This window comes from Pseudomonas sp. MPB23 (assembly GCF_046605395.1).
Taxonomy (GTDB): Bacteria; Pseudomonadota; Gammaproteobacteria; order Pseudomonadales; family Pseudomonadaceae; genus Aquipseudomonas.
The window spans coordinates 3,075,870-3,090,991 of sequence record NZ_CP176771.1 but is presented as its reverse complement, the minus strand read 5'-3'; the positions used below and the strand labels follow the sequence as shown (position 1 = coordinate 3,090,991).

The window sequence follows — 15,122 nt, the reverse complement described above, 5'->3', positions numbered from 1 at the left end:
CAGAGCGCCGGGCTGTCGGTAAGCTGTGATTGGCAGCGCTTTGCAAATCAATACGATAGAAATGACTGATGTATCCATGCCGAGAGGATTTGCACCCGCTCGGCACACCACGCCCCGGTCAGCCGCGCTCAGGCTGGAAACGGGTAACGAAGCCCTTAAGGTTCTGCTGGCGATCCAACAAATCCCGCAGACGGTCAGCCTCGGCACGTTCGATCAGCGGCCCGATAAACACCCGGTTCTTGCCATCGGCACTGCGGATATAGGCGTTGTAACCCTGAGTCCGCAGCTTTTTCTGCAACGCTTCGGCACTTTCACGGTTCGCCAGGCTGGCCAACTGGATCGACCAACTGATTGGTAGGCCATTGGGATCGATGCGGCTCTGGCCCACATCCGGCTTGCCCGGTGCGGCGGGCTGTGGCGCGACGGGCTTGGGTGCCGGTGCCGGCGCAGCGGGCTTGGCGGCGACGGCAGGCACAGCGGGAGCCGGCTTGACCACCGGCACGCTCGGCTGCACTGGCTTCGAAGGCGCCTGTTGCGCAGCCACTTCATCATCGCTGGGCACAGGCTCTTCTTCCGGCAATGCCTGGGGCTCAGGCACCACCACCGGCTCAACCTGCACCTGTGGCACTGCCGGCGCCTGGGGCGCTGCAGGCGCCTCGACAACCACTTGGCGCTGTTCGTCCTGGCGGGAAAACAGCATCGGCAGAAAAATCACCGCCAACGCCACCAGAACCAGGGCTCCGACCATTCGCTGCTTGTATGCGCTATCCAGTAATGCCATGTGCAGCTTCCTCCGTGGAGCGCCGGGCCAACCACTCGAGCGCCTCGGCGACACAATAAAATGATCCGAACAACAGAATCTCGTCCTCGGCCGTCGCGACCGCACACTGAGCCTCCAGGGCCGCCGTGACGCTTGCATACGACGCCACCGGCGCACCAAGGTTCTGCAATGCCACCTCCAGCTCGGCAGCCGGACGACTGCGCGGGGTCTCCAGCGGCGCCACCGCCCACGCCTGGACACTGCCCAATAACGGCGCAACCACGCCGTCCAGATCCTTATCGGCCAGCAAACCGAATACGGCAAGGCGGCGCCCGACCGGCGGCGTGCGCGCCAAACGTTGCGCCAGATATTCGGCCGCATGGGGGTTATGCCCCACATCCAACAGCAGGTTCAAACGCTTGCCATGCCAGTCGAACTCACGACGATCAAGGCGCCCAACCACACGGGTCGCCAGCAATGTCGCAGCGATCTGCTCGGCATTCCACGGTAGATCCAGCAGCAGATAGGCTTGCAGCGCAAGCGCCGCATTTTCCATCGGCAGGTTCAACAGCGGCAGGTCGTGCAGGGCGACAGCCTGGCCGTGCGCATCGCGACCGTGCCATTGCCAGTTGCGCTCACCGATCTCGAGATTGAATTCACGACCACGCAGAAAGAATGGGCTGTGCAGTTCGCGCACCTTGTCCAGCAACGGTTGCGGCGGGCTCACGTCACCGCACAGCGCGGGCTTGCCCTGGCGGAAGATCCCGGCCTTTTCATAGGCCACGGACTCGCGGGTATTACCCAGATAGTCGGCATGATCGACACCAATACTGGTGACCAGCGCCAGGTCGGCATCCACCACATTGACCGTGTCCAGGCGACCACCCAGGCCGACTTCCAGGACGACCACATCCAGTTGCGCACGCTCGAACAGCCAGAAGGCCGCCAGCGTACCCATCTCGAAGTAAGTCAGGGAAACGTCGCCGCGCCCAGCATCGAGAGCTGCGAACGCTTCACAGAGTTGCTCGTCAGTGGCTTCGACACCATTGAGCTGGACCCGCTCGTTATAACGCAGCAGGTGCGGCGAGCTGTACACGCCCACTGCCAGCCCCTGGGCTTGCAGCAGCGCGGCGACAAAGGCACAGGTAGAGCCTTTGCCGTTGGTGCCAGTCACCGTGATCACACGGGGTGCCGGGCGCCCCAACCCAAGGCGGGCCGCTACCTGTTGCGAGCGCTCCAGGCCCATATCGATGGCGGACGGATGCAACTGCTCAAGGTAGGCGAGCCATTCGCCCAGGGTCCGTTGGGTCATAGATTTGCAGGCACCGGCGGCACAACGATCGGCTCGACCTTAGGCGCAACGTACACGGGCGTCGGCAGGCCCATCATTTGCGCCAGCAGTTTACCCAGGCGTGGACGCAGCTCGCCGCGCGGGATGATCAAGTCGATCGCGCCATGCTCCAAAAGGAACTCGCTGCGCTGGAAGCCTTCCGGCAGTTTTTCGCGCACGGTCTGCTCGATCACACGCGGGCCGGCAAAGCCGATCAGGGCTTTCGGCTCGCCGACGATCACGTCACCCAGCATGGCCAGGCTGGCGGAAACGCCACCATAGACCGGGTCGGTCAGCACGGAAATGAACGGGATGCCTTCTTCACGCAGACGCGCCAGAACCGCGGAGGTCTTGGCCATTTGCATCAGGGAGATCAGGGCTTCCTGCATGCGCGCACCACCGGAGGCGGCGAAGCAGATCATCGGGCAACGGTTTTCCAGGGCGTAGTTGGCGGCGCGCACAAAGCGCTCACCGACGATGGCGCCCATGGAACCGCCCATGAAGGAGAACTCGAACGCCGAGACCACCACCGGCATGCCCAGCAGCTTGCCGCTGACGGAGATCAGCGCGTCTTTTTCACCGGTCTGCTTCTGCGCAGCGCTCAGGCGGTCCTTGTACTTCTTGCCATCGCGAAACTTGAGGCGGTCAACCGGCTCCAGGTCGGCCCCCAGCTCGTTACGGCCTTCGGCGTCGAGGAAGATGTCGATACGGGCGCGGGCGCCGATACGCATGTGGTGGTTGCACTTGGGGCAAACGTCCAGGGTCTTTTCCAGCTCTGGGCGGTACAGCACCGCATCGCAGGATGGGCACTTGTGCCACAGACCTTCAGGAACCGAGCTTTTTTTCACCTCGGAACGCATGATCGAAGGGATCAGTTTGTCTACTAACCAGTTGCTCATGCTTTCTTTCTCCAGTACCGGTGGCTTGAACACAGCCCCGCGTATGCCCTTGAGCTAAATTCATATGTGGCGATGACGCATGCTGGACGGGGTCAGACGTTCGACCGGCCATTTCCCGCATGCCTCCTCAGCCTTCCAGACAACCTGCCAGCGCAGGGTTGCCACTTCGTTTCCGGGCCTCCCACAGGCGGCGCCGGGCTGTTTTACACAGTGGTAGTTATGGACGGCGGCAGACTGCCCGCCGTCACATCTGGCCACTGCTGTTGCGCACGGCCTGCATAAATGCGCGAATCTTACTGTGATCCTTGATGCCCTTGCCCTGCTCTACCCCGCCGCTGACATCCACGGCATACGGCCGAACCTGCTCGATCGCCGCCGCGACGTTCGCGGGGTTGAGCCCACCGGCCAGGATGATCGGCTTGCTCAGCCCTGCGGGGATCAGCGACCAATCGAAGGCTTCGCCCGTACCGCCGGGTACGCCTTCGACGTAGGTGTCCAACAGAATGCCGCGTGCTGCGCCATAAGCATTACAGGCGCCAGCGATATCATCCCCGGCCTTGACCCGCAGCGCCTTGATGTACGGGCGTTGATAGCTTTCACACTCGTCCGGGGTTTCGTCGCCATGGAACTGCAGCAGATCCAGCTGTACGGCATCCAGCGTTTCGTTGAGTTCGCAACGGCTGGCGTTGACGAACAGGCCCACGGTGGTCACGAACGGCGGCAATGCGGCGATGATCGCCCGCGCCTGCAGCACATTCACCGCCCGCGGGCTTTTGGCATAAAACACCAGACCGATGGCGTCAGCCCCTGCCTCGACTGCCGCCAGCGCGTCCTCTATGCGGGTAATCCCGCAAATCTTGCTGCGAATGGCTGACATATCGTAGAAACCTCAGGGGTTTAACCGAGAAAGTCCCGGATGGTAACAAAAGCTTTTCCGGGCGTCAGCCGCCAAGTTCGCTGAAACCGGTGAGGAAGTGTGGCCCGATGAAACGATCCGGCAGTTCGAACTCGTCGCGGTACTCCACATCCACCAAGTACAAGCCAAACGGATGAGCCGTCACCCCGCCGGTGCGACGAATACGGCTCTCCAGCACTTCCTTGGCCCATTCCACCGGACGTTCGCCGGTGCCGATGGTCATCAACACGCCGGCAATATTGCGCACCATATGGTGCAGGAACGCCCCGGCGCGGATATCCAGCACGATCATCTTGCCGTGTCGGGTCACCCGCAAGTGATGGACTTCCTTGATCGGCGACTTGGCCTGGCACTGCCCCGCCCGGAAGGCGCTGAAATCATGCACGCCCACCAGATGCTGCGCGGCCTCGGCCATGCGCTCGGCATCCAGCGGGCGGTGATTCCAGGTGATTTCTTCGTTGAGATGCGCCGGACGGATCTGATCGTTGTAGATCACATAGCGATAACGCCGCGCGATGGCCTTGAAGCGCGCATGAAAGTGCGCAGGCATGACCTTGGCCCAGCTGACACTGACGTCATGGGGCAAATTGATATTGGCGCCCATCACCCAGGCTTTCATCGAGCGCTCGGCCTGGGTGTCGAAGTGCACTACCTGGCCACACGCATGCACTCCGGCGTCGGTACGCCCGGCACACATCAGCGACACAGGCGAGTCCGCGACTTTCGACAGGGCATTCTCCAGGGTTTCCTGTACCGTCAACACGCCCGACGCCTGGCGCTGCCAGCCGCGATAGCGCGAACCTTTGTATTCCACGCCCAGGGCGATGCGGTAAAAGCCTGCAGCGGCCATTTCGGCTGCCGGGTTATCTATATTTGCCAAGAACTGAGAGCCTGATGAGTTGCGTGAAGGCGGCCATTATAAGGCGGCAGGTCCCAGACGCCATGATTTGCTGTGCATAAAGAAAAACGGCGACCCGAAGGTCGCCGCTCTGCTCAAGATGAACGATTAAGCCAGGCGACCCAACATTTCCTTGGCCTCGCCGCGTTGCACTTCACTGCCCTCGGTCAGCACTTCGGAGAGAATGTCCCGCGCACCGTCGGCGTCGCCCATATCGATATAGGCCTGGGCCAAGTCGAGCTTAGTCGCCACTTCATCGGTGCCGGAGAGGAAGTCGAACTCCGGCTCATCCCCGCCCGACGCCGCGTCTTCAGCGGTAAAGGAAGGTTCGATGGAAGGACTTTCCAGGCTCTGGGACAGACGATCCAGCTCGGCGTTGACGTCGCCCAGCTCCGATGCGAAGGCGTCGGGCTTGGCGACCTCAGGTTCATCCGCCAGGGACAAGTCGAAATCTTCCGGCAGATCGAAGTCGTCCAGCGCCGCAGGGGTCAGGGTCGGTGGCTCGACGGCGGGCACACCTTTCACCGGATCTTCAAGGCCCGAGAGGAAGTCATCGTCCGATTGCGCCGACGCCGGGGCATCCAGTTGCAGGTCCAGGTCGAAGTCCGACAGATCATCCGTACTGGCCTTGGCTTCGGTCTGCTGTTGAAGCAGCGATTCAAACGTCTGCTGGTCGTCCTTGATTTCGGCCGGGGAAGCCGCTTCCAACTCGTCAAGGCTCAGATCGAAATCAGTGTCGAAGGCTTCCGGCTCAGGCGCGGCGGGCTTGTCTTCCATCAGATCCTTGACGTACTGCGCGTCAAGGGCAGCCGCGGCGACGGCGGCACTGACACCGGCCGCCAGTACGGCCATGGCCGGGAAGCGGCTCTTGAGCTGCTCGACCTGGGCATGGTTTTCACCGTTGGCCACCAGTTGACGCTCCTGAGTGACGAAACCGTCCTTGTCGCTTTGCAGGCCGTAGACCTCCATCAGCTTCAAACGCAGGTCGCTGCGCGCGGGCTCGTGCTTGATCGCCTGCTCCAGCATGTCGGCAGCCTGGTTCAAGTGACCACGATCGATATGGGACTGGGCTTGCGTCAGCGCATCGTTTGCGTTTTGCGGGGCCACGGCAGCGGCCAGCGGCGAGAGCACGGACGCGACGCTCGGCGTCACCACCGCCGGCTCAGGCACTGCAGCGGGTGCGGGTGCGGGTGCGGCCGCCAGCTTGACGTTCGGCGGCGGTACTTCGAGGCCTTCGAAACTGTCCGGCGGCAGGTCTTGATCGATATTCGAGGTGAACACCGGCTCTTCAGCCAGGGCCCGCGCCATGCGCAAGTGCTTTTCTTCCGCGCGACGGGCGTTGCGATGACGCATCCACAGCAACAGAAGCAACAACACAAGCAGGCCTGCGGCGCCGCCGATCACACTCAGCACGATCGGGTTGGTCAACAGATCGTTGAATTTGCCTTCGGTGGTGGCAGGCGTGGCATCCGGCTTGATTGGCTCGGGCGCAGTCGGCGCGATCGGCTCGGGAGCCACAGCAGCAGGCGCAGCGGGACTGGCCACCGGTTCGCCGACCAATTGAGCAGGCATCGCCGCAGCCGCTTGAGTGGCGGGGGCGCTCTTGTCGGCTTGCAAACGCGCCAACTGATCGTTTTTCAGTTGAATCAGTTTTTGCAGTTTGTCCAACTGGCTCTGCAAATCCGCCGCGCGACTTTTCAACTCTTCGTTGTCGCGACGGGTGGTGTCGAGCTGTTCCTGGGTCATCGCCAGCTTGTCGCTCAGGGCCTTGCCATCGCCGGCCTTGCCCTTGGCCCCCTTCCTGGCGGCGTCACCGGAGACCAGGCTCAGGTTGTCCTGGCCATTGGTGCTCGCCGGCGCATTACCGGCCCGGGTGCGTTTGGTGGCATCCAACTGCTGCTTGCCCGCGGCCTGGTTGGTTGCGGTGCGGCGGCCGTGGCGCCAGGCGGTATTCTGCGTATGCACTTCAGCAATCGCCTTGGCTTGCGGCAGCGCGGTGCTCTGTACGGTGTCCGGCAGGCGCAGGACCTGACCGGTTTTCAGGCGGTTGATATTGCCGTCGATAAACGCGTCAGGGTTCAGCGCCTGGATGGCCAGCATGGTCTGTTGCACCGAAGCACCGTTGCGGTTCTTTGCGGCAATTTCCCACAAGGTATCGCGAGAGGTGGTGGTGTACTGAACGGGCTTGCTCACCGCCGGCGCGGTGGCAGCCGGCGTAGCCAGATGCGGCGCCGGGGCCACGGCAGCCGGCGCCGACGCGTCGAATTTAGACGGGTCGAGCAATACGCTGTAGTCGCGCATCAGGCGCCCATTGGGCCATTGCACCTGCAATAAAAAGCGTACGTAGGAATCGGGCAACGGTTTGCTGGAGGTGACACGCACCACACTGCGACCATTGGGGTTGACCACAGGAGTGAACGTCAGGTCATTGAGAAACGCCTGGCGGTCAACGCCGGCATCCACAAACGCCTGGGACGACGCCAGGCTCGGCGTGATCTCGGCAGCCGTGAGGCCACCGACATCGAGCAATTCGATTTCCACCGACAATGGCTGGTTCAACTTCGACTTGAGGGTCATCTCTCCCAGTTGAAGCGCCTGCGCCATACCGGAGGACAGCGCCGAGGCGGCCGCTATTGCTAACACCAGTTTGCGAACTTGAACCATAGCCTCATCCTTTGTCTGAACACTCCCCGGCCTGCGAGAAGGTTGGTAACCGCTGCCATAAGGCATGGCGAGCCGATAGGTCACCGACACGCTTCTGTTCCTGCATGGGGCCAAGCATAGCGCCTGGCTAGAATCAATCTACAAATTGCCGCCAAGTATCTTTTACGCAAGGCCTTTTATCAACAACTGCGCCAGTTGCACGGCGTTAAGCGCTGCGCCTTTGCGTACGTTATCTGACGTCAGCCACAGATTTAGTTCCGCTGGGTCATCCACCCCCGCCCGAACCCGACCGACATACACCACGTCCTGGCCCACCGCATCGCCCACAGCGGTCGGGTAATCGCCCTCTTCCACTAACTCGATCCCCGGTGCGGCATCAAGCACACGGTTGACGGCGGCAAGGTCGACCGGCGCGCCCAATTGCAATGACACAGTCAGGCTATCGCCAAAAAACACCGGGGCTTGAACGCAAGTTGCGGAAATCTTTAGCAAAGGAGTTTCCAGCACGGCACGCAGTTCGTGTATCAGCCTTTTCTCCAGCTCAGTGTGGCCCTGGGCATCCGGCTTGCCGACTTGTGCCAGCAGGTTGAAGGCCATCTGCCGATCAAAGAACTGTGGTTCCAGCGGGCGCACATTCAACAGTTCGGCGGTTTGCCGGGCCAACTCGCTGACGGCTTCACGGCCTTGGGCCGATACCGCCAGGTTGGCGGTGACGCTGAGCCGCAGGATATCCAGCAAACCGCGCAACGGCGCAAGGACCACCGCCAGGTGCGTCGCACAGGGGCTCGGGCTGCTGAGCAGGAATGGTTTTTTCAGACCGGCGAGCACATGGGCGTTCGCTTCCGGCACCACCTGGGGCGCTTGATCGGCCGGCAAAGCACCTGACAGGTCGATCACCGAACAGCCGGCTGCCGTGGCGCGCGGTGCGAAACTCAAAGTCACCGCCGGACCTGCGGCGAAAAACGCCAGTTGCGCCTTGCTGAAATCGAACTCGTCGACTTCGCGCACCCGCACATTCTTGCCGCGAAACGGCACCGATGCGCCGGCGGAATTGTTGCCCGCCAGCAGATACAGCGTGCCCACCGGGAAATCCAGTTCTTCGAGGATCTGCACCAGGGTTTCGCCGACGGTGCCGGTGGCGCCGATCACGGCGATTTCAAAGGTCTGAGTCATGGGGGCTGCCTCGGGCATTGCGGGGGGAGCGGCACTTTACCGGGTGGATGGGGGTGAGGCAATTGGGCGGGGCCTTGTGGGAGGCGCTTGCTCCCGATGCCTTCCTGAAAGCCAACAAAAAACCCGCACCTGTCACCAGTCGCGGGTTTTTCGTTGCACCTCAAGCGATCAACGCTCCAGCAGAATCCGCAGCATGCGGCGCAGCGGCTCGGCCGCCCCCCACAACAGCTGGTCGCCGACGGTGAACGCGCCGAGGAACTGGTTGCCCATGTTCAGCTTGCGCAGACGGCCCACCGGGACATTCAGGGTGCCGGTGACCTTGGTCGGGCTCAGCTCCTGCATGCTGATGTCGCGGTTGTTCGGCACCAGCTTGACCCATGGGTTGTGCTGGCTGATCAGCGATTCGATATCGGCGATCGGCACGTCTTTGTTCAGCTTGATGGTCAGCGCCTGACTGTGGCAGCGCATGGCGCCGATGCGCACGCAGATGCCGTCCACCGGGATCGGGCTCTTGAAGCGACCGAGGATCTTGTTGGTCTCGGCCTGGGCCTTCCACTCTTCGCGGCTCTGGCCATTCGGCAGTTCTTTGTCGATCCAAGGGATCAGGCTGCCGGCCAACGGCACGCCGAAGTTCTCGGTTGGGTAGGCATCGCTGCGCATGGCTTCGGCCACACGGCGATCGATGTCGAGGATCGCGCTGGCCGGGTCGGCCAGTTGATCGGCGACTGCGGCGTGGGTCGCGCCCATCTGCTTGATCAGTTCGCGCATGTTCTGCGCGCCGGCACCGGAGGCCGCCTGATAGGTCATGGCGCTCATCCACTCGACCAGGCCGGCTTCGAACAAGCCGCCCAGGCCCATCAGCATCAGGCTGACGGTGCAGTTGCCGCCCACGTAGTTCTTGGTACCGGCGTCGAGCTGCTGGTCGATGACCTTGCGGTTGACCGGGTCGAGGACGATCACGGCGTCGTCCTGCATGCGCAGGCTCGACGCGGCGTCGATCCAGTAACCCTGCCAGCCGGCTTCACGCAGCTTGGGGAAGACTTCGCTGGTGTAGTCGCCACCCTGGCAGGTCAGAATCACGTCGAGGGTTTTCAGCTCTTCAATGCTGTAGGCATCCTTGAGCGGGGCAATATCCTTGCCCACGGAAGGCCCTTGGCCACCCACGTTGGAAGTGGTGAAAAACACCGGCTCAATAAGATCGAAATCCTGCTCTTCCAGCATCCGCTGCATGAGCACGGAACCGACCATACCGCGCCAACCGATCAGACCTACACGTTTCATCGCAACTACACCTTGTTAAAAAGTGGGCCGACTTGCAGCAACAACGGCAAGCGGGCCCGAGAGATTACAGATTCCGCAACGCGGCGACTACTGCGTCGCCCATTTCTTGCGTACCGACTTTGGTGCAACCCTTCGACCAGATGTCGCCGGTGCGCAGCCCCTGGTCCAGCACCAGGCTCACGGCCTTCTCGATCGCATTCGCCGCATCCGCCTGGTTGAAGCTGTAACGCAGCATCATCGACACCGACAAAATGGTCGCCAGCGGGTTGGCAATGCCAAGGCCTGCGATGTCCGGCGCCGAACCGTGGCAAGGCTCGTACATGCCCTTGTTGTGGGTGTCCAGGGACGCCGACGGCAGCATGCCGATGGAACCGGTGAGCATTGAGGCCTGGTCGGACAGGATGTCGCCGAACAGGTTGTCGGTGACGATCACATCGAACTGCTTCGGTGCACGCACCAGTTGCATAGCGGCGTTGTCGACGTACATGTGGCTCAGTTCGACGTCCGGGTAGTCCTTGGCCACTTCTTCGACGATTTCGCGCCACAGTTGGCTGGACGCCAGTACGTTGGCCTTGTCCACCGAGCAGAGCTTCTTGCCGCGCACGCGGGCCATGTCGAAACCGACACGGGCGATACGGCGGATTTCGCTTTCGCTGTACGGCAGGGTGTCGTAAGCCTGACGCTCGCCATTCTCCAACTCACGCACGCCACGTGGCGAGCCGAAGTAGATACCGCCGGTCAGTTCACGCACGATCAGGATGTCCAGGCCCGCGACTACTTCCGGCTTGAGGCTCGATGCGTCGGCCAGTTGTGGGTACAGGATCGCCGGACGCAGGTTGCCGAACAGGCCCAGTTGCGCACGGATTTTCAGCAGGCCACGTTCAGGGCGGATGTCACGTTCGATCTTGTCCCATTTCGGGCCACCCACGGCGCCCAGCAGCACGGCGTCAGCGGCACGGGCGCGGGCCAGGGTTTCGTCGGCCAGGGGCACGCCGTGCTTGTCGATGGCGGCGCCGCCGATCACGTCGTGGCTCAATTCAAAGCCCAGGCTGTACTTGGTGTTGGCCACTTCCAGGACCTTGACCGCTTCGGCCATGATTTCCGGACCAATACCGTCGCCAGGGAGAATCAGAATCTGCTTGCTCATGGGTTCCTCATTTCATCAAGCGACCCGCCCGCAGGCAGGTCGGGAAAAATTAATCAGCGTTCGGCCCACACCACCAGCACGTCGGTGCTGAATGTGCCGTCGGCTTGAATCTCGTAGTAATCACGCACTTCCTGGCCCATCGCCTGCTGCAGCTCGAGGATCGCGGCGCGCAACGCCTGCGGCGTGCGCATGCGCTCGACCCACGAGGTGTATTCCAGGCGCAGGCGCTGGCGACTGCTGCTGCGTACATGCAGACCGGCTTCGCTGAGCTGGCGCGTCCACTCGGCGGCGGAGTAGTCGCGCACGTGGCTGGTGTCGCGCAGCACTTCGACGGTTTGCAGGTACGTGTCCAGCAGCGGGCTGCCGGGTGACAACACATCGACGAATGCCGCCACGCCGCCCGGCTTGAGCACTCGACGCACTTCGCGCAGGGCCAGGCCCAGGTCGCTCCAATGGTGCGCCGAATAGCGGCTGAACACGAAGTCAAATTCGCCATCGGCGAACGGCAAGCGTTCGGCGGCGCCGTGTACGGTGCGGATGTTGTCGAGGTTACGGTCCACGGCAGCGGCGGCGACCACGTCGAGCATCTGCTGGGACAGGTCGTAGGCCACCACTTCCTTTACCAGCGGCGCCACATGGAAACTGACATGACCGGCACCGCAACCCAAATCCAGCAGTCGTGCAGCGCCCTGCCCGGCCAGTTCGGCCTGCAGCAGCGCGAATTCGGTGCCCTGGGCGTGCACGGCACTGCTCAGGTAGGCCGAGGCTTGCTCGCCGAATTGTTTTTGCACGACTTGGGTATGGGCGGTGTTGCTCATGGGAGTTTCCTCAATGGGCCTTGCGGTGTTTGTTCTGGCCCCATCGGGGGCTTGCTTCCGATGGCGGCGGTCCTGCCTACATCACATCAAGCATCGCGAAACAACCAGGGCTGGCTGGCCCGGTGCTTGGCTTCAAACGCAGCAATCGCGTCGCCGTCCTGCAAGGTCAGGCCGATATCGTCCAGGCCGTTGAGCAGGCAGTGCTTGCGGAAGGCGTCCACTTCAAAGTGGTACACCTTGCCGTCCGGACGCGTCACGGTCTGCGCGGCGAGGTCGACGGTCAACTGGTAGCCCACCTCGGCTTCCACTTGCTTGAACAGTTCGTCGACTTCTTCGTCGGTCAAGATGATCGGCAGCAGGCCGTTCTTGAAGCTGTTGTTGAAGAAAATATCGGCGTAGCTCGGCGCGATGATGCTGCGAAAGCCATATTCTTCCAGGGCCCACGGCGCGTGCTCACGGCTGGAGCCGCAACCGAAGTTCTCGCGGGCCAGCAACACGCTGGCGCCCTGGTAACGCTCGGCGTTGAGCACGAAATCCTTGTTCAGCGGGCGCTTGGAGTTGTCCTGATAGGCGTAGCCCACGTCCAGGTAGCGCCACTCGTCGAACAGGTTGGGGCCGAAACCGGTGCGCTTGATCGACTTCAAGAACTGCTTGGGGATGATCTGGTCGGTGTCCACGTTGGCACGGTCCAACGGCGCGACTAAACCGGTGTGTTGGGTAAAAGCTCTCATCGGGTATTCCTCAGATCAATTCGCGAACGTCGATGAAACGACCGTTGACGGCAGCGGCTGCGGCCATGGCCGGGCTGACCAGGTGGGTACGGCCACCGGCGCCCTGACGCCCTTCGAAGTTCCGGTTGGAGGTCGACGCGCAATGCTCGCCCGACTCCAAACGGTCCGGGTTCATCGCCAGGCACATGGAGCAGCCCGGTTCGCGCCATTCAAAACCGGCTTCGAGGAAGATCTTGTCCAGGCCTTCGGCTTCGGCTTGGGCTTTGACCAGACCCGAGCCTGGTACCACGATGGCTTGCTTGATGGTCGAAGCGACTTTACGGCCCTTGGCGATCACCGCCGCGGCGCGCAGGTCTTCGATCCGCGAGTTGGTGCAGGAACCGATGAACACGCGGTCCAACTGGATATCAGTGATCGCCTGGTTGGCTTTCAAGCCCATGTATTTCAAGGCGCGCTCGATGGAACCGCGCTTGACCAGGTCGGCTTCCTTGGCCGGATCCGGTACGTTCTGGTCGACGGCCAGGACCATTTCCGGCGAAGTGCCCCAGCTGACTTGCGGCTTGATCTGGGCGGCGTCGAGCTCGACCACGGTGTCGAACACGGCATCGGCATCGGAGACCAGGTCTTTCCAGGCCTCGACGGCGGCATCCCAGTCGGCGCCTTTCGGGGCGAACGGACGGCCTTTGACGTATTCGACGGTTTTTTCGTCCGCCGCCACCATGCCTACACGGGCACCGGCTTCGATGGACATGTTGCAGATGGTCATGCGGCCCTCGATGGACAGGTCGCGGATGGCGCTGCCGGCGAATTCGATGGCATGGCCGTTACCGCCGGCGGTGCCGATCTTGCCGATCACGGCGAGCACGATGTCCTTGGCGGTCACACCGAAAGGCAATTGGCCTTCGACGCGCACCAGCATGTTCTTCATTTTCTTGGCGACCAGGCACTGGGTGGCGAACACATGTTCCACCTCCGAGGTGCCGATGCCGTGGGCCAGGGCGCCGAACGCACCGTGGGTGGAGGTGTGGGAGTCGCCGCAGACCACGGTCATGCCGGGCAAGGTCGCGCCCTGCTCCGGGCCGATCACGTGGACGATGCCTTGGCGCACGTCATTCATCTTGAATTCGGTGATGCCATATTCGTCGCAGAAATCGTCGAGGGTCTGCACCTGCAAACGCGACACGGTATCGACAATGGCGTCGATGCCGCCCTTGCGTTCCGGGGTGGTCGGCACGTTGTGGTCCGGCGTGGCGATGATCGAGTCGACGCGCCAAGGCTTGCGCCCGGCCAGCCGCAGGCCTTCGAACGCTTGGGGCGAGGTCACTTCATGGATGATGTGACGGTCGATATAGATCAGCGACGACCCATCATCGCGCCGTTTCACTTCATGGGAATCCCAAAGCTTGTCGTAAAGCGTTTTGCCGGCCATCAGTCGGTCCTCATCAGCGGTCTTTCTATGCCCCGGGTCTTGAGACATTCAATAACCCTTTGGCTTGTGAGGCTGATGGTATGGCGCTACATTAAATAACTCAAATTCATATTTTTCATGCTTTGGATTACCAATTGGAATACCACAATGGACCTGGCCAACCTTAATGCTTTTATCGCGATCGCCGAGACCGGCAGCTTCTCCGGCGCCGGCGAACGCCTGCACCTGACCCAACCGGCCATCAGCAAACGTATTGCCGGCCTTGAGCAGCAATTAAAAGTCCGTTTGTTCGACCGCCTGGGCCGTGAAGTCGGCCTGACCGAAGCCGGACGCGCCCTGCTGCCGCGCGCTTATCAGATTCTGAATGTGCTGGACGACACCCGCCGCGCCCTCACCAACCTCACCGGCGAAGTCAGCGGTCGCCTGACCTTGGCCACCAGCCACCATATCGGCCTGCATCGCCTGCCGCCGATACTGCGCGCCTTTACCCGGCAATATCCGAACGTGGCATTGGATATTCAGTTTCTGGATTCGGAAGTGGCCTACGAAGAAATCCTCCACGGCCGCGCCGAAGTGGCGGTGATCACCCTGGCGCCCGATCCCCACAACCTGGTGCGCGCCACCCCGGTCTGGGACGACCCGCTGGATTTCGTGGTGGCGCCGGAGCACAGCCTGGCCAGCACCGGTTCGGTCAACCTGGCGGACATCGCCGGGCACCCGGCGGTCTTCCCCGGCGGCAACACCTTTACCCACCATATCGTCAGCCGGCTGTTCGAGGCCCAGGGCCTGACGCCTAACATCGCGATGAGCACGAACTATCTGGAAACCATCAAGATGATGGTGTCCATCGGCTTGGCCTGGAGCGTATTACCGCGCACCATGCTCGATGACCAGGTGGCAAGTATCGCTTTGCCGGGCATACAGCTCAGTCGCCAGCTAGGCTATATCGTGCACACTGAAAGGACGCTGTCGAATGCTGCGCGGGCTTTCATGAGCCTCTTGGATGCACAGGTCGATCTGCCAGGGAATCCGGCATGAAGCTGTGCGACCTCAAGGCCTGAACCCCGCCGCGACAA

Annotated in this window: 13 protein-coding genes; 1 reads left to right on the top strand and 12 read right to left on the bottom strand. The window is 62.1% G+C overall.

What is annotated here, in order from left to right; all coding sequences use genetic code 11:
- Positions 1-118: 118 nt before the first annotated feature.
- From ACLH0J_RS14285 to leuC, 12 genes are all read right to left on the bottom strand, one after another.
- Positions 119-781, bottom strand: coding sequence for an SPOR domain-containing protein (locus ACLH0J_RS14285; RefSeq protein ID WP_411392479.1), 663 nt, complete (start codon positions 779-781; stop codon positions 119-121).
- Positions 765-2,072 (bottom strand): bifunctional tetrahydrofolate synthase/dihydrofolate synthase, encoded by a 1,308-nt coding sequence (gene folC, locus ACLH0J_RS14280; protein WP_411392478.1) that lies wholly within the window; start codon positions 2,070-2,072, stop codon positions 765-767. The genes ACLH0J_RS14285 and folC overlap by 17 nt, the downstream gene beginning before the upstream one ends.
- Positions 2,069-2,989: an acetyl-CoA carboxylase, carboxyltransferase subunit beta gene (gene accD, locus ACLH0J_RS14275; protein WP_411392477.1), complete on the bottom strand. Its 921-nt coding sequence runs from the start codon at positions 2,987-2,989 to the stop codon at positions 2,069-2,071. The genes folC and accD overlap by 4 nt, the downstream gene beginning before the upstream one ends.
- A 244-nt stretch (positions 2,990-3,233) precedes the next feature.
- Positions 3,234-3,866: a phosphoribosylanthranilate isomerase gene (locus ACLH0J_RS14270; RefSeq protein WP_411392476.1), complete on the bottom strand. Its 633-nt coding sequence runs from the start codon at positions 3,864-3,866 to the stop codon at positions 3,234-3,236.
- A 64-nt stretch (positions 3,867-3,930) separates the two neighbouring features.
- Positions 3,931-4,755: a tRNA pseudouridine(38-40) synthase TruA gene (gene truA, locus ACLH0J_RS14265; protein ID WP_411392825.1), complete on the bottom strand. Its 825-nt coding sequence runs from the start codon at positions 4,753-4,755 to the stop codon at positions 3,931-3,933.
- Positions 4,756-4,911: 156 nt separating this feature from the next.
- A complete protein-coding gene (locus tag ACLH0J_RS14260; protein ID WP_411392475.1) occupies positions 4,912-7,467 on the bottom strand; it encodes a FimV/HubP family polar landmark protein in 2,556 nt (851 codons plus the stop codon).
- Positions 7,468-7,629: 162 nt separating this feature from the next.
- Entirely contained in the window at positions 7,630-8,640 is a 1,011-nt protein-coding gene (locus ACLH0J_RS14255) for an aspartate-semialdehyde dehydrogenase (RefSeq protein WP_411392474.1), read from the bottom strand.
- 168 nt (positions 8,641-8,808) lie between these two features.
- The gene (gene asd, locus ACLH0J_RS14250) at positions 8,809-9,921 is read right to left on the bottom strand and encodes an aspartate-semialdehyde dehydrogenase (protein WP_411392473.1); all 1,113 of its coding nucleotides are present in this window, start codon (positions 9,919-9,921) and stop codon (positions 8,809-8,811) included.
- 64 nt (positions 9,922-9,985) lie between these two features.
- Positions 9,986-11,068 carry a 3-isopropylmalate dehydrogenase gene (leuB, locus tag ACLH0J_RS14245; RefSeq protein ID WP_411392472.1) on the bottom strand — a complete coding sequence of 361 codons (1,083 nt, stop codon included), beginning with the start codon at positions 11,066-11,068 and terminating at the stop codon, positions 9,986-9,988.
- A gap of 53 nt (positions 11,069-11,121) precedes the next feature.
- Positions 11,122-11,886: a class I SAM-dependent methyltransferase gene (locus ACLH0J_RS14240; RefSeq protein ID WP_411392471.1), complete on the bottom strand. Its 765-nt coding sequence runs from the start codon at positions 11,884-11,886 to the stop codon at positions 11,122-11,124.
- Between the two features lie 86 nt (positions 11,887-11,972).
- On the bottom strand, positions 11,973-12,617 hold the full coding sequence (gene leuD, locus ACLH0J_RS14235; RefSeq protein ID WP_010566982.1) for a 3-isopropylmalate dehydratase small subunit: 645 nt from the start codon (positions 12,615-12,617) through the stop codon (positions 11,973-11,975).
- Positions 12,618-12,627: 10 nt separating this feature from the next.
- A complete protein-coding gene (gene leuC, locus ACLH0J_RS14230) occupies positions 12,628-14,046 on the bottom strand; it encodes a 3-isopropylmalate dehydratase large subunit (RefSeq protein WP_411392470.1) in 1,419 nt (472 codons plus the stop codon).
- A gap of 147 nt (positions 14,047-14,193) precedes the next feature.
- On the opposite strand from leuC, the gene ACLH0J_RS14225 reads away from it, so the two are divergent.
- Positions 14,194-15,084, top strand: a complete 891-nt coding sequence (locus ACLH0J_RS14225; protein WP_411392469.1) for a LysR family transcriptional regulator — start codon at positions 14,194-14,196, stop codon at positions 15,082-15,084.
- Positions 15,085-15,122 lie beyond the last annotated feature (38 nt).